13 protein-coding genes are annotated in these 21,204 nt (G+C 64.9%); 5 read left to right on the forward strand and 8 right to left on the reverse strand.

The genetic code is table 11. The features are described 5' to 3' along the window. Window positions 1-52: 52 nt before the first annotated feature. Window positions 53-1,060 carry a KpsF/GutQ family sugar-phosphate isomerase gene (locus ACIPUD_RS13435; protein WP_085385456.1) on the reverse strand — a complete coding sequence of 336 codons (1,008 nt, stop codon included), beginning with the start codon at window positions 1,058-1,060 and terminating at the stop codon, window positions 53-55. Window positions 1,061-1,250: 190 nt separating this feature from the next. Here ACIPUD_RS13435 and ACIPUD_RS13440 point away from each other — a divergent pair, with 190 nt between their 5' ends. Then, the gene (locus ACIPUD_RS13440) at window positions 1,251-3,020 is read left to right on the forward strand and encodes an outer membrane beta-barrel protein (RefSeq protein WP_377829026.1); all 1,770 of its coding nucleotides are present in this window, start codon (window positions 1,251-1,253) and stop codon (window positions 3,018-3,020) included. Between the two features lie 208 nt (window positions 3,021-3,228). Here ACIPUD_RS13440 and ACIPUD_RS13445 read toward each other — a convergent pair whose 3' ends face one another. Continuing rightward, window positions 3,229-4,680: a glutamate synthase subunit beta gene (locus ACIPUD_RS13445; protein ID WP_018453334.1), complete on the reverse strand. Its 1,452-nt coding sequence runs from the start codon at window positions 4,678-4,680 to the stop codon at window positions 3,229-3,231. A gap of 148 nt (window positions 4,681-4,828) precedes the next feature. Further along, the gene (gene gltB / locus ACIPUD_RS13450) at window positions 4,829-9,562 is read right to left on the reverse strand and encodes a glutamate synthase large subunit (protein WP_026232514.1); all 4,734 of its coding nucleotides are present in this window, start codon (window positions 9,560-9,562) and stop codon (window positions 4,829-4,831) included. A 492-nt stretch (window positions 9,563-10,054) separates the two neighbouring features. On the opposite strand from gltB, the gene ACIPUD_RS13455 reads away from it, so the two are divergent. Then, complete coding sequence (locus ACIPUD_RS13455) at window positions 10,055-10,804, forward strand: hypothetical protein (RefSeq protein ID WP_018453336.1); 750 nt, start codon at window positions 10,055-10,057, stop codon at window positions 10,802-10,804. 241 nt (window positions 10,805-11,045) lie between these two features. On the opposite strand, the gene ACIPUD_RS13460 is transcribed toward ACIPUD_RS13455, so the two are convergent. Together ACIPUD_RS13460 and ACIPUD_RS13465 are read right to left on the reverse strand one after the other, a co-directional pair. Then, entirely contained in the window at window positions 11,046-11,816 is a 771-nt protein-coding gene (locus tag ACIPUD_RS13460; protein ID WP_018453337.1) for an alpha/beta fold hydrolase, read from the reverse strand. A 316-nt stretch (window positions 11,817-12,132) separates the two neighbouring features. Next, window positions 12,133-12,594 (reverse strand): Hsp20 family protein, encoded by a 462-nt coding sequence (locus ACIPUD_RS13465; protein WP_026232515.1) that lies wholly within the window; start codon window positions 12,592-12,594, stop codon window positions 12,133-12,135. 219 nt (window positions 12,595-12,813) lie between these two features. Between ACIPUD_RS13465 and ACIPUD_RS13470 the strand changes: the two genes are divergently transcribed. Next, on the forward strand, window positions 12,814-13,761 hold the full coding sequence (locus ACIPUD_RS13470; RefSeq protein ID WP_018453339.1) for an alpha/beta fold hydrolase: 948 nt from the start codon (window positions 12,814-12,816) through the stop codon (window positions 13,759-13,761). Window positions 13,762-13,840: 79 nt separating this feature from the next. Here ACIPUD_RS13470 and ACIPUD_RS13475 read toward each other — a convergent pair whose 3' ends face one another. Together ACIPUD_RS13475 and ACIPUD_RS13480 are read right to left on the reverse strand one after the other, a co-directional pair. After that, entirely contained in the window at window positions 13,841-16,606 is a 2,766-nt protein-coding gene (locus ACIPUD_RS13475; RefSeq protein ID WP_446480819.1) for a di-heme-cytochrome C peroxidase, read from the reverse strand. Between the two features lie 174 nt (window positions 16,607-16,780). Further along, window positions 16,781-18,577: an adenylate/guanylate cyclase domain-containing protein gene (locus ACIPUD_RS13480; protein ID WP_162496403.1), complete on the reverse strand. Its 1,797-nt coding sequence runs from the start codon at window positions 18,575-18,577 to the stop codon at window positions 16,781-16,783. 246 nt (window positions 18,578-18,823) lie between these two features. Here ACIPUD_RS13480 and ACIPUD_RS13485 point away from each other — a divergent pair, with 246 nt between their 5' ends. Continuing rightward, window positions 18,824-19,456 (forward strand): LysE family translocator, encoded by a 633-nt coding sequence (locus ACIPUD_RS13485; RefSeq protein ID WP_446480820.1) that lies wholly within the window; start codon window positions 18,824-18,826, stop codon window positions 19,454-19,456. 6 nt (window positions 19,457-19,462) lie between these two features. Here the strand turns inward: ACIPUD_RS13485 and ACIPUD_RS13490 are convergent, their stop codons facing one another. Further along, window positions 19,463-20,215 (reverse strand): sulfite exporter TauE/SafE family protein, encoded by a 753-nt coding sequence (locus tag ACIPUD_RS13490; RefSeq protein ID WP_018453343.1) that lies wholly within the window; start codon window positions 20,213-20,215, stop codon window positions 19,463-19,465. A gap of 89 nt (window positions 20,216-20,304) precedes the next feature. Between ACIPUD_RS13490 and ACIPUD_RS13495 the strand changes: the two genes are divergently transcribed. Then, window positions 20,305-21,195: a LysR substrate-binding domain-containing protein gene (locus ACIPUD_RS13495; RefSeq protein WP_018453344.1), complete on the forward strand. Its 891-nt coding sequence runs from the start codon at window positions 20,305-20,307 to the stop codon at window positions 21,193-21,195. Window positions 21,196-21,204: the final 9 nt, after the last annotated feature.

Consider the following 21,204-nt stretch of genomic DNA (forward strand, 5'->3'; position numbering starts at 1 on the left):
GCGGTGGCACTCTGGATGTTTCGCTGCGCTCGCAATGACGGTGAGTGGCTCCCTACGCCACGCCTGCCCGCAGCAGATCGTGCAGGTGCACGATGCCCACCACCTTGTCCGCCTCGGTCACGACCAGCGTCGTGATCTTGCGGGTGTTGAGCACCTCGATCATCTCCGTGGCCAGCATCGAGGGCGGTACGGTTTTCGGCTGCCTGGTCATGATGTCGTCGACCGACGCCGTCAGCAGGTCGGGCCGCATGTGGCGGCGCAGATCGCCGTCGGTGATGATGCCGAGAGCCTCGTTCGCCTCGTTGACGATGCAGACGCACCCCAAACCCTTGGCGGACATCTCCATCACCGCGTCCGACATCTTGGTGCCGAGCGGCTTGACCGGGATTTCCGCACCGGTGCGCATGTAGTCGCGGACGAATTTCAGCATCGCCCCTAACTTGCCGCCGGGGTGGAAATGCGCGAACTCCAGCGCGGTGAAGCCGCGGCCTTCGAGCAGCGCGATCGCAAGCGCATCGCCTATCGCGGCCTGCATCAGGGTCGAGGTGGTCGGCGCCAGATTGTGCGGGCAGGCCTCGCGCGCCTTCGGCAGCTCGATCACGACGTCGGCCGCTTGTCCCAGCGAGGATGCCGCGTTCGACGTCACCGCGATCATCGGGATTGCGAATCTTGCGGAATAGTTCACGAGAGTCTTCATCTCCGGCTGCTCGCCGGACCAGGACAGCGCCATGATGACGTCGTCGGTGGTAATCATGCCGAGGTCGCCATGGGCGGCTTCGGCGGTGTGCACGAAGAAGGCGGGCGTGCCGGTCGAGGCCAACGTTGCCGCGATCTTGCGGCCCATATGGCCCGACTTGCCGAGCCCGGTGACGATGACGCGGCCCTTCGCGTTGCGGATCAGATCGACCGCCTGGGCGAAGCTCGCGCCAAGCGGGCCGCGCAGGGCGGCGGCGAGCGCGTTGATACCGCCGCTCTCCGTTTCCAGCGTGCGGAGTGCGGATTCGACGCTGTCGGGAATGGGGCCGGATGATTGGGTCATCAGCGGTTTCGAACTCGGCATGTTCTGGTCCAGGAGGAGGGGCCTTCGCCCGTTGGCGCCTGCTTAACACGCCGCGGCCTTCGAGGCGACGAGCCCGACCCGACCCTCAACCGGTCGTTAACCATAATTGTTTTAACTCCATTAACGATAGTTCCCGCCGATCGGTGGGGACAATCGCGAAAGTGTTTGATTTCGTTGGAGTTCTTCCATCGTGGGGTCGTCTCCAGGCACGAGCCGGAGCAAACGCGCGCATTTCCTGCGCGCGGCTTTGCCGTGCTTTGCGCTGACGGTCCTCGGAAGCGCCCCCGTGGCCGCCCAGAGCCTCACCCCCGACCTGTTCAGTCCCAACCGCGGTGGCTTCGCCTCGCCCGACACGCTGCCGACGCGCCGCACCGCGGGCGTTCCGCAGGCACCGTCGGATGCGCTGCCGGCGCTGCCCGATCTCAACTCCGACTTTCGCAAGCGCCAGCAGGCGCCGGCGCGCCCAGGGCAGAACCCGACGAACCAAAACGCGACCAGCCAGGTCCCGACCTATGGCCTGCCTGCCGCCAACGGTGCGAGCAGCTCCGGCTACGACTCGCTGAACCGCAAGCGGCAGCAGCCGAAGTTCTATCCGGGTCAGCCCAAGCCGAAGCGCCCTGCTGGTCCCGGCTCGCGGGCGCCGACCACTACGCCGCCGCCATCCACGCTCGGTCCGCCGAAGATCGCGCCGCCCCCGTCCGCCTCCGCCAACAAGGCGCCCGTGCCGGCGGCGATGGCGGGCACCGTGCCCGGCCAGCCGCTGCGCCGCCGCCTCAAGGCCGATGACGATGCGTTCGGCGCGGTCGGCGACTATGCCGGCAGTTTCCTGATCAAGGGCGGGCTCGAGCTCTCCACCGGTTACGACACCAATCCGGCGCGTCTGAACAAGCCGGTTGGCTCGCCGGCCTATGTGGTTGCACCCGATCTCCTCGTGGCGTCCGATTGGGAGCGCCACGCGCTGGTCGCGGATCTGCGCGGCTCGTTCTCGGGCTACACCAACAACATGCCGGCGACGATCGACGGCTTTGCCTCGCCTTCGCCGGTCGAGGTCGACCGCCCCGACTTCAACGGCCATGTCGACGGCCGCCTCGACGTCAATCGCGATCTCAAGCTGACCACGCAGCTGCGCCTGCGGCTCGCCACCGATAATCCCGGCAGCCCGAACGTGCAGGCCGGCCTGCAAAAATATCCTGTTTATGCCGCCTATGGCACGACCGTCGGCTTCGACCAGAGCTTCAACCGCTTCCAGATCGCGGCCGGCGCCACTGTCGATCGCACCGCCTACACCAACTCCAAGCTCACCGACGGCGCCACCTTCAGCAACGACGATCGCGACTTCAACCAGTATGGCGGCGTCGGACGCTTCTCCTACGATCTCAAGCCGGGTCTGAAGCCGTTCGTCGAGATCCAGGGCGACACCCGCGTGCACGACCGGGCCGCCGACCGCAACGGCTACTTCCGCGATTCGGACGGCGGCTACGCCAAGGTCGGCACGTCCTTCGAGTTCTCGCGTATCCTCACCGGCGAGGTCTCGGTCGGCTATTCCGCGCGCAATTACGTCGATCCGCGCCTCAGCCAGCTCGCGGGCTTCCTCACCTCGGGCTCGCTGATCTGGAACGCAAGCGGCCTCACCACCGTGAAATTCGCCACCGACACACAGATCGCCGAGACCACCGTCCCCGGCTCCTCCGGCGTGCTGGTGCACACCTACGCCGCCGAAGTCGATCACGATTTCCGCCGCTGGCTTACGGCAGTGGGCAAATTCACCTACGGCACCTACGACTACCAGGGCCAGAATCGCAACGACAAGACCTACTCGTTCGAAAGCAATCTGATCTACAAGCTCAACCGCAACATCTGGATCAAGGGCACGCTCCGACACGACATCCTGGATTCGAACCAGCCGGGGTCAAGCTCGCAGGCGACGGTCGTGATGGTCGGGGTGAGGTTGCAGAATTAGAGGGGGCGACGGCCGCTTTTTGAGCGTACGTGGCTTAGTTGACTCCGCTCGGACCACTCACTCAGCTGTCATGCCCGGCTTGACCGGGGCATCCAGTACGCCGCGGCGTTTCGGCCCAATCACTGCGGTCTCTGGAATACTGGATCGCCCGCTTTCGCGGGCGATGACACCGTGTGAAAATTAGGCGGCAAAGCTTGTCCAGTCGAGCCTACCGCGGCAGATCCGTCTTCCCCATCAGGAACGTATCGATCGACCGGGCACACAGCCGGCCCTCGCGGATGGCCCAGACCACCAGCGATTGACCTCGGCGCATGTCGCCGGCGGTGAACACGTTGGGGCGTGAGGTCTGATAGTCCAGCGTGTTGGCCTTGACGTTGCCGCGGGGGTCGAGCTCGACCGAGAGCATCTTGAGCAGGCCCTCGTGCACGGGATGGACGAAGCCCATCGCGAGCAGGACGAGGTCGGCGTCGAGTTCGAACTCGGTGCCGGCGATCGGCTTGAACTTGTCGTCGACGCGCACGCAGTGCAGCTTCTTGACCTTGCCGTTCTCGCCGGTGAACTTCTGCGTCAGCACGGCGAATTCGCGGATCGCGCCTTCGGCCTGGCTGGAGGACGTCCGCATCTTCAGCGGCCAGTTCGGCCAGGTGAGGCCCTTGTTCTCGTGCTCCGGCGGGGCGGGCATGATCTCGAGCTGGGTCACGGAGAGCGCGCCCTGGCGCAGCGAGGTGCCGATGCAATCGGATCCGGTGTCGCCGCCGCCGATGACGACGACATGCTTGCCACCGGCCAAAATCTCCTGGACGCCGTTCAACGGTTCCTCCGACACGCGGCGGTTCTGTTGCGGCAGAAAGTCCATGGCATAGTGGATGCCGGCAAGGTCGCGGCCGGGAATCGGGAGGTCGCGCGGGGCTTCGGCGCCGCCGGTCAGCGCCACGGCATCGTACTCGTTGAGCATCTCGCGTGGGTCGACATTGCCGTCGGCGCCGACATGGCTGTTGTAATGGAAGGTGACGCCTTCGCCTTCCATCTGCGCGACGCGGCGGTCGATGATGCCCTTCTCCATCTTGAAGTCGGGGATGCCGTAGCGCAGCAGGCCGCCGGCCTTGGCGAACTTCTCGAACAGATGCACGTCGTGGCCGGCGCGCGCGAGCTGCTGCGCGCAGGCCATGCCGGCCGGACCGGAGCCGATCACCGCGACCTTCTTGCCGGTCTTATGGGCGGCGATTTCGGGCTTCAGCCAGCCATTGTCCCAGGCGCGATCGACGATCGCGCATTCGATGGTCTTGATGGTGACGGGGTTGTCGTCGATGTTGAGCGTGCAGGACGCCTCACACGGCGCCGGGCAGATGCGCCCCGTGAACTCCGGGAAATTGTTGGTCGAGTGCAGATTGCGCGAGGCTTCTTCCCAGTTGCCCTGATAGACGAGGTCGTTCCAGTCCGGGATCTGGTTGTTGACCGGGCAGCCGGGCGTGCCGGGCGAGACCGAGCCGGTGCCGTGGCAATAGGGAATGCCGCAATTCATGCAGCGCGCGGCCTGGTCGCGCGTTTCCTTCTCGGAGAGGGGAACGACGAACTCGTGGAAATGTTTCACGCGCTCGGCGACCGGGGTGTACTTGCGGTCATGCCGTTCGATTTCGAGAAAACCCGTGATCTTGCCCATTAAACCCGAAGTCCCTGCCGCTTAAATTCGTTGTGTTTCTCTCTCGTCGTCATTGCGAGGAGCGTGAGCTTCGAAGCAATCCAGTCTGCATCCGAGGAGAAAGTCTGGATTGCTTCGCTACGCTCGCAATGACGGGCGCTGATATTTCTTACGCCCCGATCGCGATTTTCGGCTCGGCGTCCGCGTTGGCGGCCATCTCGCGCAGCGCGCGCCGGTATTCGACCGGCATCACCTTGCGGAATTTTGGCAGCCAGTCCTTCCAGTTGGCCAGGATGTCGGCGGCGCGCCTGGAGCCTGTCGCCTTCGCATGGCGCGTGATCAGGACGTGCAGCCGCTCGACGTCGGAGGCGAGCAGGTCCTTGAACACGTCGACCCGGCCGTGCGCTTCGAGGTCACCGGAGTGGTGATAGGTGCCGGCGTTGATCAGCTCTTCCGACAGCACCGGCTCGAGCTCGACCATCGCCATGTTGCACAGCCTGTCGAAGTCGCCGGTCTCGTCCAGCACATAGGCGATGCCGCCGGACATGCCGGCCGCGAAGTTGCGTCCGGTCTTGCCGAGCACGACCACGATGCCGCCGGTCATGTATTCGCAGCAATGGTCGCCGGCGCCCTCGACCACCGCCACGGCGCCGGAATTGCGCACGGCAAAACGCTCGCCGGCGATGCCTCGGAAGTAGCACTCGCCTTGAATGGCGCCGTACATCACGGTGTTGCCGACGATGATGCTCTCTTCCGGCACGATGCCGCTGTTGGCCGGCGGCTTGACGATGATCTTGCCGCCCGAGAGGCCCTTGCCGACATAGTCGTTGGCTTCGCCTTCGAGCTCGAAGGTGACGCCTTGCGCCAGCCAGGCGCCGAAGGCCTGGCCGGCGGTGCCCTTGAGGCTGACATGGATGGTCTCATGCGGCAGGCCGGCATGGCCGTAGATCTTGGCGACCGCACCCGACAGCATCGCGCCCGCGGAGCGGTTGGTGCTGTTGATCTTGGCCTCGATCTTCACCGGCGCACCGCGGTCGAGCGCAGGCGTCGCCTGCTCGATCAGCGTGCGGTCGAGCACCGCTTCCAGATGATGGTTCTGGCGCTCGGAGTGATAGATCTTCTGGCCCTTCTCTTCCTTCTGCTTGACGAAGAGCTTGGAGAAATCGAGCCCCTTGGCCTTCCAGTGCGCGACCAGCTTGGTCTGGTCGAGCAGCTGCACCTGGCCGATCATCTCGTTGAAGCTGCGGAAGCCGAGCGAGGCCATGATCTCGCGGACCTCCTCGGCGACGAAGAAGAAGTAGTTGATCACATGCTCGGGCTGGCCGGTGAAGCGCTTGCGCAGGACGGGGTCCTGGGTCGCGACGCCGACCGGGCAGGTGTTGAGATGGCACTTGCGCATCATGATGCAGCCGGCCGCGATCAGGGGCGCGGTGGCGAAGCCGAACTCGTCGGCGCCGAGCAGCGCGCCGATCACGACGTCGCGGCCGGTGCGGAAACCGCCGTCGACCTGGACCACGATGCGGCTGCGCAGCCGCTCGCGCACCAGCGTCTGGTGGGTTTCGGCGAGGCCGATCTCCCACGGCGAGCCGGCGTGCTTGATCGAGGTCAGCGGCGAAGCGCCGGTGCCGCCCTCGAAGCCCGCGATGGTGACATGGTCGGCGCGCGCCTTGGCGACGCCCGCGGCTACGGTGCCGACGCCGATCTCCGAGACGAGCTTGACCGAGACCGCGCCGTCCGGGTTGACGTTCTTGAGGTCGTAGATGAGCTGCGCCAGATCCTCGATCGAGTAGATGTCGTGGTGCGGTGGCGGCGAGATCAGGCCGACGCCCGGCGTCGAATGCCGGACCTTTGCGATGGTGGCATCGACCTTGTGGCCGGGCAACTGGCCGCCTTCGCCGGGTTTTGCACCCTGCGCCATCTTGATCTGCATCATGTCGGAGTTGACGAGATACTCCGTGGTGACGCCGAAGCGGCCCGAGGCGACCTGCTTGATTGCCGAGCGCATGCTGTCACCGTTCGGCATCGGCTTGAAGCGGTCGGCTTCCTCGCCGCCTTCGCCGGTGTTCGACTTGCCGCCGATCCGGTTCATGGCGATCGCGAGCGTGGTGTGCGCCTCGCGCGAGATCGAGCCGAAGCTCATCGCGCCGGTGGCGAAACGCTTGACGATGTCCTTGGCCGGCTCGACCTGGTCGAGCGGTACCGGCTTGCGCTTCTCTTCGTCCGCATTCTTGATCCGGAACAGGCCGCGCAGCGTCAGGAGACGCTCCGACTGCTCGTTGAGGATCTTCGCGAAGGCGCGGTAGCGTTCCAGCGAATTGCCGCGCGCGGCGTGCTGGAGCAGCCCCACCGACTCGGCGGTCCATGCATGGTCCTCGCCGCGGCTGCGATAGGCATATTCGCCGCCGACATCGAGCGAGGTCTTGTACACGAGCGCGTCGCCGAACGCGTCGGCATGACGGCGCACCGCCTCTTCGGCGATCTCGCCAAGACCGACGCCCTCGACGCGGGTGTGCGTGCCGGCGAAGAATTTTCCGACGAATTCCGCCTTCAGGCCAATGGCGTCAAAGATCTGCGCGCCGCAATAGGACTGGTAGGTCGAGATGCCCATCTTGGACATCACCTTGAGCAGGCCCTTGCCGATCGACTTGATGTAGCGCTTGACGATCTCGTAGTCGTCGAGCGAGCCGGGCAGGCGGTCCTTCATCGCGATGATGGTCTCGAACGCCAGATACGGATTGATCGCTTCCGCGCCGTAGCCGGCGAGACAGGCGAAGTGATGCACTTCGCGCGGCTCGCCGGATTCGACGACGAGGCCGACCGAAGTGCGCAATCCGGTGCGGATCAGATGATGATGCACGGCGGCGCAGGCCAGCAGCGACGGGATCGGAACCCGGTCGGTGCCGACCATGCGGTCGGACAGGATGATGATGTTGACGCCCTCGCGCACCGCGCTCTCGGCGCGCGCGCAGAGCTCGTCCAGCACCTGGTCCATGCCGGCCGCGCCGAGGCCGGCGTGGAAGGTGGTGTCCAGCGTGCGCGACTTGAAGTGCGACTCGGCGACCTCGGAGATTGAGCGGATCTTTTCGAGGTCCGCGTCGGTCAGGATCGGCTGGCGCGCTTCGAGGCGCTTGGTAGTGGCTAGGCCTTGCAGGTCGAACAGGTTCGGCCGCGGTCCGATGATGGAGACGAGGCTCATCACCAGCTCCTCGCGGATCGGATCGATCGGCGGATTGGTGACCTGCGCAAAGTTCTGCTTGAAGTAGGTGAACAGCGGCTTGGCCTTGGCCGACAGCGCCGAGATCGGCGTGTCGTTGCCCATCGAGCCTGCGGCTTCCTCGCCGGTGGAGGCCATCGGCGTCATCAGGATGGTGATGTCTTCCTGGCTGTAGCCGAACGCCTGCTGGCGATCGAGCAGCGACAGGTTGGAGCGCACGCCGGTGGTCGGCACCTTCGGCAGCTCTTCCAGCACGATCTGGGTCCGCTCCAGCCACTCCGTGTAGGGATGGCTCCTTGCGAGCTCGGCCTTGATCTCGTCGTCGGGGATGAGGCGGCCCTGCTCGAGGTCGACCAGCAGCATCTTGCCGGGCTGCAAGCGCCACTTGGTGATGATCTGGTCCTCGGGAATCGTCAGCACGCCCATCTCGGACGCCATCACGATGCGGTCGTCCTTGGTGACGAGATAGCGCGCCGGCCGAAGGCCGTTGCGGTCCAGCGTGGCACCGATCTGGCGGCCGTCGGTGAAGGCGATCGCGGCGGGGCCGTCCCACGGCTCCATCAGGGCTGCATGATATTCGTAGAAGGCGCGGCGCTTCTCATCCATCAAGGGATTGCCGGCCCACGCCTCCGGAATCATCATCATGACGGCGTGCGGCAGCGAGTAGCCGCCCTGCACCAGGAATTCGAGCGCGTTGTCGAAGCAGGCGGTGTCCGACTGGCCTTCGTAGGAGATCGGCCAGAGCCGGTTGATGTCCTTGCCGTACAGCTCGGAGCTCACCGAGGCCTGGCGCGCCGCCATCCAGTTGACGTTGCCGCGCAGCGTGTTGATCTCGCCATTATGCGCGATCATGCGGTAGGGATGCGCCAGCGACCACGCCGGGAAGGTGTTGGTCGAGAAACGCTGGTGCACGAGCGCCAGCGCGCTCTCGAAATCCTTCTCGTGCAAATCGGGATAGTACTTGCCGAGCTGGTCGGCGAGGAACATGCCCTTGTAGATCACGGTGCGGCAGGACATCGAGCACGGATAGTAGCCGGCGAGGCCGCGGTCGCGGCGCTGATAGATCGCTTGCGAGATCGACTTGCGCAGGATGTAAAGCCGGCGCTCGAAATCGTCCTCGGTCTTGGCGGTGCCGTTGCGGCCAATGAACACCTGCATGCAGGCGGGCTCGGTCGGCTTTACGGTGACGCCGAGCGAGGAATTGTCGGTTGGCACGTCGCGCCAGCCGAGCAGCGTCAGGCCCTCTTCCTTGATCTGGTCGGCGATGATGCTCTTGATGACGTTGCGCCAGGCAGTGTCGCGCGGCATGAACAACGCGCCGATGGCGTATTCGCCCGGATTGGGCAGCACGAAGCCGAGCTCCTTCGCCTTGCGGCTGAAGAAAGCATGCGGGATCTGCACCAGAATGCCGGCGCCGTCACCGGCGCGCGGGTCGGCGCCGACGGCGCCGCGGTGCTCGAGGTTACAGAGGATGCTGAGCGCGTCCGCGACGATCTCGTGCGACTTCTGGCCCTTGATGTTGGCGATGAAGCCGACGCCGCAGGAATCTTTTTCCAGGCTCGGATCGTACAGGCCTACGGCCGGCGGCCGTGAATTGTGTTCCTGAATCGGATCGGTCGTTTTCGAGGCGACCGTCGCCGACAGTTGTTCTGCCACGATGTTTCCGCGCTCGACTTGCGACCCGTTCATGTTCTCGTCCTCTCCATGCGGCAAGCTGCCTCACCGCCATCTTCGGCGCACCTTGGGCGTCCCGCGGCACCCGCTTCTGGGTCACCGCTCGTCCGCTCGCGAGCCGCATTTTCTTAAATTCAGGCCAAGGCGTTCTTCGTCCCCGAGAACGGCTTTGCCTGTTGCCTTCTTGGCGCTCGAAAGCACCGACTTTCGTTGCAATCCCTATGCCGGAACCGCAAGCAAAATTGAGACAGTCTTCCTGTCCTAACCATCACCTTGCCAAATTTTTGTCTATCACACAAGCGCGCGCAAGTCCCGATTCCCCATATGTCAATCAATCGCTTTCCAAAAGTTGCGCGGCCCCGGTTTTGAAGCAAACGCGCCCTGATCCGGCCCTGCCGACGCCGGAATCCCCAATGAAGCTTCGGATCAACCCTTTGGAAGACCCGCCACGCCGCAAGAAGCGAAAGAGCGCGATCCATCCGGGGGCCTGACAGGAGCGTCTCGACCATGAAGTTTTTCACAGGATGTGTGGCCGCCGCCACGCTGGCGCTGGCCGCGACCGCGGCTCAAGCGCAGGTTCCAGCGCGAGGGGCGATGATCGCGGTCTCGGATTTCGACGCCCCCTATGCGCCGTCGGAGGCCGCGCCGCCGCCGCGCTACGGCTATGGCTACGAAGAACGCGGGCCGGCCCCGGTGCTGCTGCCATCGACCGAGGTCTACGCGGTGCTGCGCGAGAACGGCTTCTCTCCACTGGGCATCCCGCGCCTGCGCGGCGGCGTCTACACCATCGCGGTGATTGACCGCCGGGGGGAGGACGGCCGGCTCGTGATCGATGCCCGCGACGGAAGGATTTTGCGCTTCATGCCGGCTGCCGACGCCTACGGCATGGCACCCGGCTACGAGCAGCCTGCGGTTGCACCTTACCGCCCGCAAAGCGCGCTGCCGCCGCCGACCATGGTCCGCAGTGGTCCGCCCCGCCCTCCGGCCCCGATCCCGCATGTCGCCAGCCGTTCCGTGCCGCTGCCCAAGGCGGCTCCGCCGCGCGAGGCCCCGGGCGTCCCCGCCAAGCCGGCCGAGCCTGCGACGCCGCAGGCCCAGGTGCCGCAGGCACAACCTGTGACGCAGACCGCGGCCGCCGTGCCGTCCAAGCCCGCTGAGGTCGCACCGCAAGCCGCCGCGCCAACCGTAGGTCAGGTCAAGCCTGCCGCGACTATCCTGCCTACGCAGGAGATGCCGGCGGCACAGGGGCTGGACTAAGCGCGGGCGTTTGAGGCGATGGCCCGCATCATCCCAACGGTGTCGTCCTGGCGAAGGCCAGGACCCATACCGCGAGGTGCATCATATGAGTGACGCGGGAGTACCGAACTCCGAATCTTCGCCAAACTCCTCCCTGTGGTGATGGGTCCTGGCCTTCGCCAGGACGAGGTTGGGGAGAGAGTTAGCGCAAACAGAAGGCGTCTCAGCACTCAGGCGCCTTCTGAACCATGACGAGCGCGGCTCAGCTCCGGCCATACCCCGCCGCTTCCAGGATCAAATTCGCCACCTCCTTCGGATGCGACACCAGCGAGAGATGGCCGGCGTCGAGCTCGATCGTGGTTGCGTTCATGCGCTTGGCGAGGAAGCGTTCGAGATCGGGATTGATGGTGTAGTCGTTCTTCGACACCGCGTACCAGCTCGGCTTGGAATGCCATGCCGCCTCCGTGGTGCGACCGGCGAAGATCGAGGCGGCCGTCGGCCATTGCACGGCGTAGAGCTCCTTGGCCTGCTCCGGCTTAACGCCATTGGCGAAGTACTTCAGGAAGGCGTCTTCTGACAGCTTGGTGTAGCCGTCGCGCTCGACGACGCCGGCGCGTGCCGGTCCCGCCGGAAACTGCTTCGACAGCGCGACAAAATCCTCGTTGGCATCGGGCGCACGGGCGGCGACATAGACGAGGCCGGTGACCTTCGGGTCGGTGCCGACCTGGCTGATCACGGTGCCGCCCCAGGAATGCGCGACCAGCACGGTCGGACCATCCTGTTCGGCCAGCACGCGCTTGGTCGCCTCGACGGAATCCGCAAGCGACGACAACGGATTTTGCACGGCAGTTACGTTGAGCCCTGCGGCCTGGAGGATCGGGATCACTTCCGACCAGCTTGAGCCGTCGGCCCAGGCGCCGTGCACCAGCACAACGTTCTTGGCCTTTACGGTCTGCGGCGTCTGCGCGTGAGCGAGGCTGAGAGGGGCCGCCAGCAGGCTCGCGGCGACGAAAAGGCTGCGCCAGAAAGTCATGATTGTTCTCCGTCTTGTTTTTGGGTTCGATATCCAAAAGACGATGCGCGGGGCGGCGGTGTTACGCCATTTCACCGCTCTGTGATGCGGCGCAACAGTCCAGCACGGCCGTTCAGCAATCGGTGACGTCCCGGCGACGACCGAGACCATCCTCTCTGGTAAGGTATGGCAGATCCGTCGTTCGGTATTTCTTCCGTGCACGATTGATCGATCTCGCGGCAGGATTCCCCGGCTCTCGCCGGGACGAGGAGAGCCCAACAAAAAAACGCCCCGGGGCACCGGGGCGTTTTCGCAACCTGGAAGCGGCCGACGTGATTTACGCGGCTACCGAGTTCTCGATCACCTGTGCGCCTTGCGCACCGGTGTTGATCGCGATGTGGCGGGGCTTCTTCGCTTCGGGAATCTCACGGACGAGGTCGACGTGAAGCAGCCCGTTCTCGAGCGAGGCGTTCTTCACCTGCACGAAGTCGGCAAGCTGGAAGGCGCGCTCGAAGGCACGCGCGGCGATGCCACGGTACAGCACTTCGGCCTTCGAGTTCTCGTTGGCGACTTTCTCGCCCTTAATCGTCAACGTGTTTTCCTTCGCGACGATGGAGAGCTCATCCTTGGCAAAGCCCGAAACCGCAACGGTGATGCGGTAGTCGTTCTCACCGGTACGCTCGATATTGTAGGGGGGATAACCGGGGCTGCCGTCCGAACCGGCCTGGTCGAGCAGGTTGAAGAGACGGTCGAAGCCGACGGTGGAACGGTAGAAGGGGGTCAGGTCGTAGGTACGCATGGTCAAGTCCTCCATTGAGCGACTGTTGAGTAACCCGCCCGCCAATCGGGCCGGGCTTTCGTCTGTGTGCAGCCTGATGTTCCGGTTCCGAAACACTGGTAGCGGCCTGCACCAAGGTGATATGGGTTCAGGGGAACGGCGTTCAAGAGGGCGGATACTCAGCCTTTTCGGCGCTCCCGCCCCTGATTTGCAGCTCTTCGTGCCCAAGCCCTCCCCATCATGACGCTGGTCTCGATACCGTCCAATCCCGTTCCCGAAGACGTCGTCAGCGGCACCATCAAGACCCCTGATGGCGTCGAGCTGCGCTTTGCGCGCTGGGCACCGCCGGCGAACCGCAAGGGCACGGTCTGCGTCTTCACCGGACGCAGCGAGCAGATCGAGAAGTATTTCGAGACCGTGCGCGACCTGCGCGACCGCGGTTTTGCGGTGGCGATGATCGACTGGCGCGGGCAGGGCCACTCCTCGCGCCGCCTGCGCGATCCGCGCAAGGGCTATGTCCGCGACTTCGCTGATTTCGAGATCGACGTCGAGACCTTCGTGCAGCAGGTGGTGCTGCCGGATTGCCCGCCGCCCTTCTTCGCGCTCGCCCACTCCATGGGCGGCACCGTGATGCTGCGGGTGGCGCATGCGGGCAAGCGCTGGTTCGACCGCATGGTGCTGTCTGCGCCGATGATCGACCTCCCCGGCCGCGCCACCTCGTTTCCGGCGCGGGCTCTGCTGAAGACGATGCGCGTGCTGGGGATGGGCGGCCGTTATGTCCCCGGCGGCAGCGACCAGATCACCGGGCTCAATCCCTTCATCAACAATCCGCTGACCAGCGACCCCGTGCGCTATGCGCGCAATGCCGCAATCCTGGAGGAGGATCCGACCCTCGGGCTCGCGTCACCGACGGTCGCCTGGGCCGATACCGCCTTCCGCGCGATGAACACCTTCAAGGGCAAAAACTACCCGTCCGAGATCCGTCAGCCGATCCTGATGCTGGCGGCCTCCAGCGACACCGTGGTCTCGATCGCGGCGATCGAGGAGTTCGCCTATCATTTGCGCGCAGGCTCCCATCTCGTGATCGCCGGTGCCAAGCACGAGATTCTCCAGGAGCAGGACCGCTACCGTTCCCAATTCTGGGCAGCCTTCGACGCCTTCGTGCCAGGCACGCCGCTGTTCAAGTGAGGGGAGGCGATGCTGCCCTGCGACCACACGCCGGCATGCCGGGACAAGCCCGGCCATGACGAGGAAGTAGCATCACCCACTACAGCGTCTTCAGATACTCGATCAGATCGTAGCGCTCGTTGTCGTCCTTGAACACGCGGCCGATGACACCGGGACGTTTTTCCTCGCCCGGCTTGCGCTCGAAGGAATGGCCGAGCACGCTGTTGCCCTGGATCGGATCCTTGTCCGACCCGGCCGAGAACTCGGTTTCACCCGTCTTGCACTTCTCGTTGGCGGTGACCGCAAAGCCGACGGTCACGGGATCATAGTCGCGGCGGCCCATGCAGAATTTTTGCGGGCGCTCGCTTGCAGGCTTCAGCAACCAGTAGAGAGAGGGCACCGAACCGTTGTGCAGATAGGGTGCCGTGGCCCAGACGCCGTTCAGCGGCCGTGCCCGATAGCGTGCTCCCCCCACCGGATTGAGGCAGTTCTTGCGCGCGAGATTCCACAATTTCGACCGCTCGGCGTCCGGAGTCTTCTCGTCGTCCATCCATTTGCGGGCGACGAGATCCACCACCGTCATCAACCCGAGCGCATAAACCATCGCGGTCGGCGAGCTTGCGGTCGAGACGTCGCATTGCCACCATTTCTGGAGGTCGGCCGTATTCACCTTCAGGAAGCCGGGCAGATCGACGATCCTGTTGCTGAGCACGAGCGACTGTTCGGGATCCGTCTTGATCTCGTCGAGGGGGATCGTCACCGCGTTCAGCACCTTGCTGTCGCCGCTCGGCTCCCAATGTCCCGACGACCAGAAAGCCGGGGTGTCGATCGCCGGCAGATGGCATCCGGAGCACATCTCGGCGTAGATCTTGCGGCCATTGTCGACCTTCTTTTGATCGAGCCTCCAATTGTCGCCAAGGATCTGCGAGGGCCATTTCGGCGCCAGCAGGCCGCCGAACTTCGGGCCGGTGGAGGGATCTGCCGTCTTGAACGGGTCTGGCCCCCTGAGCATGTCCTCGATCCAGCCGAGCGTGTTGATATGAACCGAGGAGCGCCACAGCCTGTCCTCCGGGTAGGCGTCGGACAGGTTGAGCAGCGCCGTCACGCCGAGGGCTTCGCCGGCGTTGCGGATCAGCGGCTGCTCGATCGAGGCGTCGTACTGGGCGAACTTGAACCAGGGCACGGTCCAGATCGGGGGATAGCTGACCGGCGCGTCCTGGGCGTGCAGGTTCTTCTCGAATCCCTTGATCCCGCTCAGCGCGAGATCCTGCGAAAAAACTTGATTGCCGATGCGATTGAGAGCGTCGAGGCGACCGAACCCTTCCTCGGTGTCCTGCTGCTGCCTGCCGTTCCAGGTCTTCTTGCCTTCAATCGTCTTTTGCTGGGTTTGCGCCCAGTCGATCAGGAAGTTGCCGATCGCGCTGAGCTTCTGCTTGAGCGCGGCGCGGTCAGCCTTGCTGGCATCGGGGCCGAGCACGCGATCGGCGAAGCGCTGGAAGCGGAACGGCACGTAAAGCGTGTAGGCAATCGACAGGCCGGTGGAGACCTCGAGCTTCTTCAGGTCGGTCATGGCCGGGCCGCCGTCGAAACGCACGTCCACGCCCTGGTAGTGGATCTGGCCGGTATGGCAGGCCGCGCAGGTCAGCCCGATCTTGTCCTCTTCGCGACGGCCGGTCGCGGGATCGACGACACCGGTCATCCGTGCGAAGCCGACCGGCAGGCCGTCGACGTTCTCCGCCGGCGTCCACCTGGTCGACCAGTCCGGCACCTGTGTCGTCTCGTAGACATTGGCATAGCCGAAGCGGCGCAGTGACGTCGCGTCAGTCTGGATCGACTGCGGGCTCGGGATGAACCCGAAGCGCTCGAGATAGGTGCCGTCCGTCATCATGCCCGGCGCCGAGAACAGATGCAGGCGCGGCTGCTCCAGGGCCATGAACCATTCATAGGGCACCGGGAAGGTCGCCGTGCCCTGGCTGGCATGGTGAAACCAGTGCCTGTCCTTCAGCGACCAATTCTGTTCGAGCCAAAAGGCCGCCTTCGTCTCCGGGACCGTGGGCAAGGGTGGCGGCAGGAGATTCACGAGAATTCCCTTTTGCGGCAGCATGGCGCACACCTGGTCGGGAAATTCGGCGACCGCAACGAGCAAGGCGAGACCGAGGGCGAGCAGCAGGGCCGCAACCTTGAGGGCGCCCCGCACCACGCGCTGGCAGGTGGACAGCACCGGCTGCGATACCAGCCGCTGGTTGATGCGAGCAGGGAATTCCCGCTCGTTGAACAGAGTGCGCACGTCGGCCACGCTGAGATAGCGGTCCTCACCCGCGCCCTTGCCCATGATCTTCAGGAGGATCGGCCACTCGAACTTCATCAGCAGGGGGTAGTACCAGCGCGCGGCGCTGCCGGCGCGCTTGAGGTTGTCGCGCATGAAGACGCCGATTTCCGAGGCGTTGAGACCGGGCTCAGAGCCGCCGCCGTTCGGATCCCGGTAGTCCCGGCCGAAGCTCGCAAACCGCGCAAGCTCGTCCTCATCGACCTTGCCGTCGACGCCGAGGACGCGCGAGCCGGCACCGCGCTTGTCGAGAGGGCCGCCACGCAACGCGTCGAGCTGTGCGCCCGAAAATATGCTCTTCAGGATGTGACCGAGCCCGTTGGCGATAAGCGCAACGCCGCGGACCTGGATGCGGGCCGAGACCTTCTTCAGCCCGGTCTCGCCGCTCGCATTCGCGATCGTTTGCGACAGCGTACCGAGCGGAACGGTTCCGCCGTCAACAAACCCCTCGCCGACGAGGCCGCGGAGGAATGGACAGGGATTGTTCGGCGAGACCTGGATCGAAGGGTCTAAGGGGGGCTTCGGAGCGGAGTCATGCATGGCCCAAATCCTGAAAACGGCGAATCGTGAAATACAGACGCGGCGATAGAGCGCGGAAAGTCCTGACAAACCGACAACACGTTATACTACTTCAGCGTGTAGCCGAGTGTGGCTGAATTCACTGTCGTGTCAATAAAGGCGGAGGGGACATTGCCGCGTGGCCGCGGCTGGCTCTCAGGATTCGGCGACGCGTTTGACGTCGCTCGAAACCAGGGTCAGTTTGCCGAGCGGCACGCCCGCATTCAAGAGTCCGGCGCGGTAATGGGCGAGGTCCTCGGGCCGCTTCCAGTGGAAATTGCGCAAATGGCGGTCGACATTGAGAGTCGGGTAGTTAGCCATGAGCACGCGGGTCGCCTCGACCGCCTCGTCGCCGCGCCCCAATTGCGCCAGCGCCGCGGCGCGGATTGCCAGCGCCTGCAAATGGTTCGGGTTGATGTAGAGCTGTTCTCGAGCCCATGACAGGGTCGCGTCATATTGGCCCAGCAGATAATGGCTGAAGGCGTTCAGTGCGGCCCATTGGTAGCGCGGATCGCTGTTGTCGCGCTGTGCGGCCATCGAGAACAGCTCGATCGCCTCGCGGTGCTCGCCGATGACGAAATGGCAGATGCCGAGCACGCCGCGCGCGCCGTTGTCGTAGGGGTTGAGCGCGACGGCGCGCTTGGCGGCGTCCATCGCGGCCTCGTAATGCCCCTCCAGCGCGTGGGTCCAGGAGAGGATCGAGAACGCAAATGACGAGCGCGGATCGAGCCGAACGCTGGTTTCGGCAAGCTTCATCGCCTCGGCCCACATCTCGCGCGTGCCCTTGACCCAGCCGAACTGGATGCTCTGGATCTGAATCGTGGCGAGATAGGCGTGCGCAATCGACAGCTTGGGCTCGAGCCTGATGGCCTCCCGGAACAGGTCGACGGCGATGGCCAGGTCTTCCTTGGTTTGCCGATAATAGTGCGACAGTCCTTTGAGGAAGCGGTCCCAGGCGGTGACGTCGGTCGAGAGCCGCGCCGGCGCCGAGGCTTCGGCCCGGACGATCTCGGTGGCGATGGCGGCGGACAGGTTGGTGGTGATCTCGTCCTGCATCGCGAAGAGATCGCCGATGTCGCGGTCGTAGCGGCCAGTCCAGAGCTGCTCGCCGGTCTCCGGCGCGATCAGCTCTGCGGTCACGCGGATCTTGGCTCCGGCACGCCGCACCGAACCCTGGATCAGATAGGTGGCGTCGATCTCCCGCGCGATCAGGCGGGTGCTGGCGTTGTTGCCCTTGAACACGAACGTCGAGTTGCGGCTCAGCACGCGATAGAAGGATTGCAGCGACAGCGCGTGGATCAGATCCTCGGTCAGGCCGTCGGAGAAATACTCGTCCTGTGCGTCGCTGAGATTGGCGAAAGGGAGCACGCCGACGATCGCGGTGCGATACTGCTGCGAGAGGGCGGATGCCTCCCTCAGCGCGGGCGCAAGCGCCGGTGCACCTTCAGGCGTCCAGGTCCAGACCCCGATCGGATCCTTGATGTTCTTGAAGCGGTGGTTGCCGGCATCGACCAGCGGCACGGTGAGATGCTTGCTGGCCTCCTTGTAGGCCTTGGCCGAGATGGCGAAGCCGCCGGGGCTCGCCACGGCTTCGAGGCGGACGGCAATGTTGACATCGTCACCGAAGACCTCGTCCTCGTCGGCGATGACGTCACCCATATGGATCCCGAGGCGGAACTGCATGGCGCGATCGGCGGGCAGATGGTGATTGCGCTCCGCCATCAGGGTCTGCATCGCGATCGCGGCCTCGGTGGCGCCGACGATCGAGGGGAATTCCAGCAGGAAGCCGTCGCCGGTGTTTTTGACGACGCGGCCGCCGTGATTGAGGATGATGGGATGGATCGCGCTGCGATGGGCCTTGAAGGCGGCATGGGTGCCGGCCTCATCGGTGCCCATCATGCGCGAATAGCCGGCGACATCGGCGCAGACAATGGCAGCCAGACGTCTTTCCATATTCCGGAGCTCCAAGAGACTTGCAAGAGACTTGGAAGAGATCGAGGACCGGCCACGGCGTGGCAGTCGCCTCGAATCCCGCATTCAAAGAACCCGTTCCTTATAGAGCAGATGAGGCCGAGCGAAAGTATGATCCGCATTGCAAATTCGAGGTAAATCCTCGGCAATCCCGGCAGTGGACGGGGACGAGCGAACGCACTAAGCCGACCTCTTGGGCTACGGTTGGGCGGCGGAGGCACGTCACACATGCTGGGCATTCACGAAATCTGGCTCTTCGTCCTGTCGGGCGTGCTGCTCAACATCACGCCGGGGCCTGATACGGTCTATGTGATCGGCCGCAGCATGCAGCTGGGCTGGCGAGGTGGCGCCGCGGCTGCGCTGGGCATCAGTTGCGGCTGCTTTTTCCACGTCGCGGGCGCCGCGATCGGCCTTTCGGCCCTGCTGATGGCCTCATCGACCGCGTTCTCGATCCTGAAGCTGGTCGGAGCGGCCTATCTCGTCGTGACCGGGCTTCTGATGCTGTGGTCGCGCCCGGTACTGGCCTCGGCCATCGACGCGCCGGTGCAGAGCTCGCTGCGGCGGGTTTTCCTCCAGGGCGTCTTCACCAACGCGCTCAATCCCAAGGTCGCGCTGTTCTTCCTGGCCTTCCTGCCGCAATTCGTCGCAGCCGACTCGGCGCACAAGCCGCTCGCCTTCCTGACGCTTGGCCTGATCTTCATCTGCACGGGAACGCTGTGGTGCCTGGTGCTGGCGGCGTTCGCGGCAAGGGCCGCCCACCGCTTGCGGAGCTCCGAAGGCGCGGTCGCCTGGGTCAACCGTGCCCTCGGCGGCCTCTTCATCTATCTCGGCATCCGCGTCGCCATGCTGGAGACGCGGTAACGTCCTTTACGCGAATTCCTTCAGCAGCGCGCTGCCGGCGAGATAGAGGCCGAGCAGGATCATCGCGATCAGGAACCAGCGGCGAAACGCTTCCGCAGGCATCCGCGCCCGCACCGTTTGGCCGATGTACATGCCGGCAAACGCGCATGCCATGCCCACGGCGCCCGGCACCGCGTTGGCCGGCGTCAGCAATCCGCCCGCGGTGAGGTTGAAGGCGAGCGCCAGTGTCGCTGTCGTGAAAAACACGCCGAGCGCCTGCACCAGCTCGTCCTTCTCCATGCCGATCGCCTGCATGAACGGCATCGAGGGGATCACCTGCACGCCGGTCGAGGCCGAGATCACGCCGGTGACCACGCCGACCACGCCGCCGACCCATTTCTCGTTCTTTGGCGCAACATGAAACTGGAATTTGTTCAGCCCGATGATCGCGTAGATGACCAGGAGCACGCCGAGCACGATCGTGCCGTAGCGCGCATGCGGGCCGGTGAGCGCGCCGGCATTGAGCCAGCACCCGATCACGGTGCCGATCATCAGCGGCCACAGCCGCCTCAGGATATCGCGCAAATGGGGGCCGACGAAGGTCTGCCAGATGTTGGTGACGATGGCGGGGACGATCACGATGGCGATCGCGCGGCTCGGCGCCATGCTCACCGCGAGCAGGCCCATGGAGACCGTCGGCAGGCCGAGCCCGACCACGCCCTTGACGAATCCGGCGATCAGGAAAACGGCGGCGATGAGAATGAGGAGCGGGTCGATCATATCTGCACATTGACCGATGCAGCGCGCCGGCACAATCTGTAGCTTACGGAGAAAGCCTTCGTTTGGAACGAAGGCTGAAGGGACCCCCGATGCGCTTCGACCTCGTCGACCTCCAGCTGTTCATCGCGGTCGCCGACCAGCGCAGCATCACCCGCGGCGCGGAGCGGTCGCATCTGGCGCTGGCCTCAGCCAGCGCGCGCATCAAGGGGCTGGAGGATGCGCTCGGCGTCGCGCTGCTCAAGCGCGGGCGCCGCGGCGTTGAGTTGACCTCGGCCGGCGAGAGCCTGCTCGATCACGCCCGTCTCGTCATTCACCAGATCGACGCCATGCGCGGCGATCTCGCCGGCTTTGCCAGCGGCGTGCGCGCCAGCGTGCACTTCCTCGCCAATACCTCGGGGCTTTCGGAGCATCTGCCGAAGGCGCTCGCCGGCTTCCTGCGCGAGCATCGCGACGTTGCCATCGACATCGAGGAGCGCGAGAGCACCGACATCGCGGCCGCGATCACTGCGGGCGCGGCCGATCTCGGCTTCGCCGCCGAGCACGCGCTGCCCGATCATATCGAGCGATTCGCCTTCAGCGAGGATCGCCTGACGCTGGTGACGTCTAGGCGCGGCCCGTTCGCCGGCCGCCGCGCGATCGATTTCCAGGAGGCGGGCGCTTGCGACTTCGTCGGGCTCACCAGCGCCACCGCGCTTCAGGTGCATATTTCGAAGCACGCCGCCCGGCTCGGCATGCGGCCGCATTACCGCGCACGCTTGCGCGACTTCGATGCGATCTGCCAGATGGTCGCCGCCGATGTCGGCGTCGCGCTGGTGCCCGAAGCCGCGGCCCGCCGCTGCGCAAAACTGATGCCGCTCGCCATGGTCCGCCTGCGCGATAGCTGGGCCAACCGCAAACTCGTGATCTGCGCGCGAAGCTTCAAGACACTACCGCGCCCGGCGAAGATGCTGGTGGAGCATTTGCGGTCTGCGGCGGTGTGAGTTCTGGGA

It is taken from the genome of Bradyrhizobium sp. CAR08, assembly GCF_052871955.1.

What these genes read in the sequence shown, in the direction of transcription:
- ACIPUD_RS13435 (WP_085385456.1), bottom strand. Translation starts at nt 1,060, where the DNA reads ATGCCGAGTTCGAAACCGCTGATGACCCAATCATCCGGCCCCATTCCC.
- ACIPUD_RS13445 (WP_018453334.1), bottom strand. Translation starts at nt 4,680, where the DNA reads ATGGGCAAGATCACGGGTTTTCTCGAAATCGAACGGCATGACCGCAAG.
- gltB (WP_026232514.1), bottom strand. Translation starts at nt 9,562, where the DNA reads ATGAACGGGTCGCAAGTCGAGCGCGGAAACATCGTGGCAGAACAACTG.
- ACIPUD_RS13455 (WP_018453336.1), top strand. Translation starts at nt 10,055, where the DNA reads ATGAAGTTTTTCACAGGATGTGTGGCCGCCGCCACGCTGGCGCTGGCC.
- ACIPUD_RS13460 (WP_018453337.1), bottom strand. Translation starts at nt 11,816, where the DNA reads ATGACTTTCTGGCGCAGCCTTTTCGTCGCCGCGAGCCTGCTGGCGGCC.
- ACIPUD_RS13465 (WP_026232515.1), bottom strand. Translation starts at nt 12,594, where the DNA reads ATGCGTACCTACGACCTGACCCCCTTCTACCGTTCCACCGTCGGCTTC.
- ACIPUD_RS13470 (WP_018453339.1), top strand. Translation starts at nt 12,814, where the DNA reads ATGACGCTGGTCTCGATACCGTCCAATCCCGTTCCCGAAGACGTCGTC.
- ACIPUD_RS13475 (WP_446480819.1), bottom strand. Translation starts at nt 16,606, where the DNA reads ATGCATGACTCCGCTCCGAAGCCCCCCTTAGACCCTTCGATCCAGGTC.
- ACIPUD_RS13480 (WP_162496403.1), bottom strand. Translation starts at nt 18,577, where the DNA reads ATGGAAAGACGTCTGGCTGCCATTGTCTGCGCCGATGTCGCCGGCTAT.
- ACIPUD_RS13485 (WP_446480820.1), top strand. Translation starts at nt 18,824, where the DNA reads ATGCTGGGCATTCACGAAATCTGGCTCTTCGTCCTGTCGGGCGTGCTG.
- ACIPUD_RS13490 (WP_018453343.1), bottom strand. Translation starts at nt 20,215, where the DNA reads ATGATCGACCCGCTCCTCATTCTCATCGCCGCCGTTTTCCTGATCGCC.
- ACIPUD_RS13495 (WP_018453344.1), top strand. Translation starts at nt 20,305, where the DNA reads ATGCGCTTCGACCTCGTCGACCTCCAGCTGTTCATCGCGGTCGCCGAC.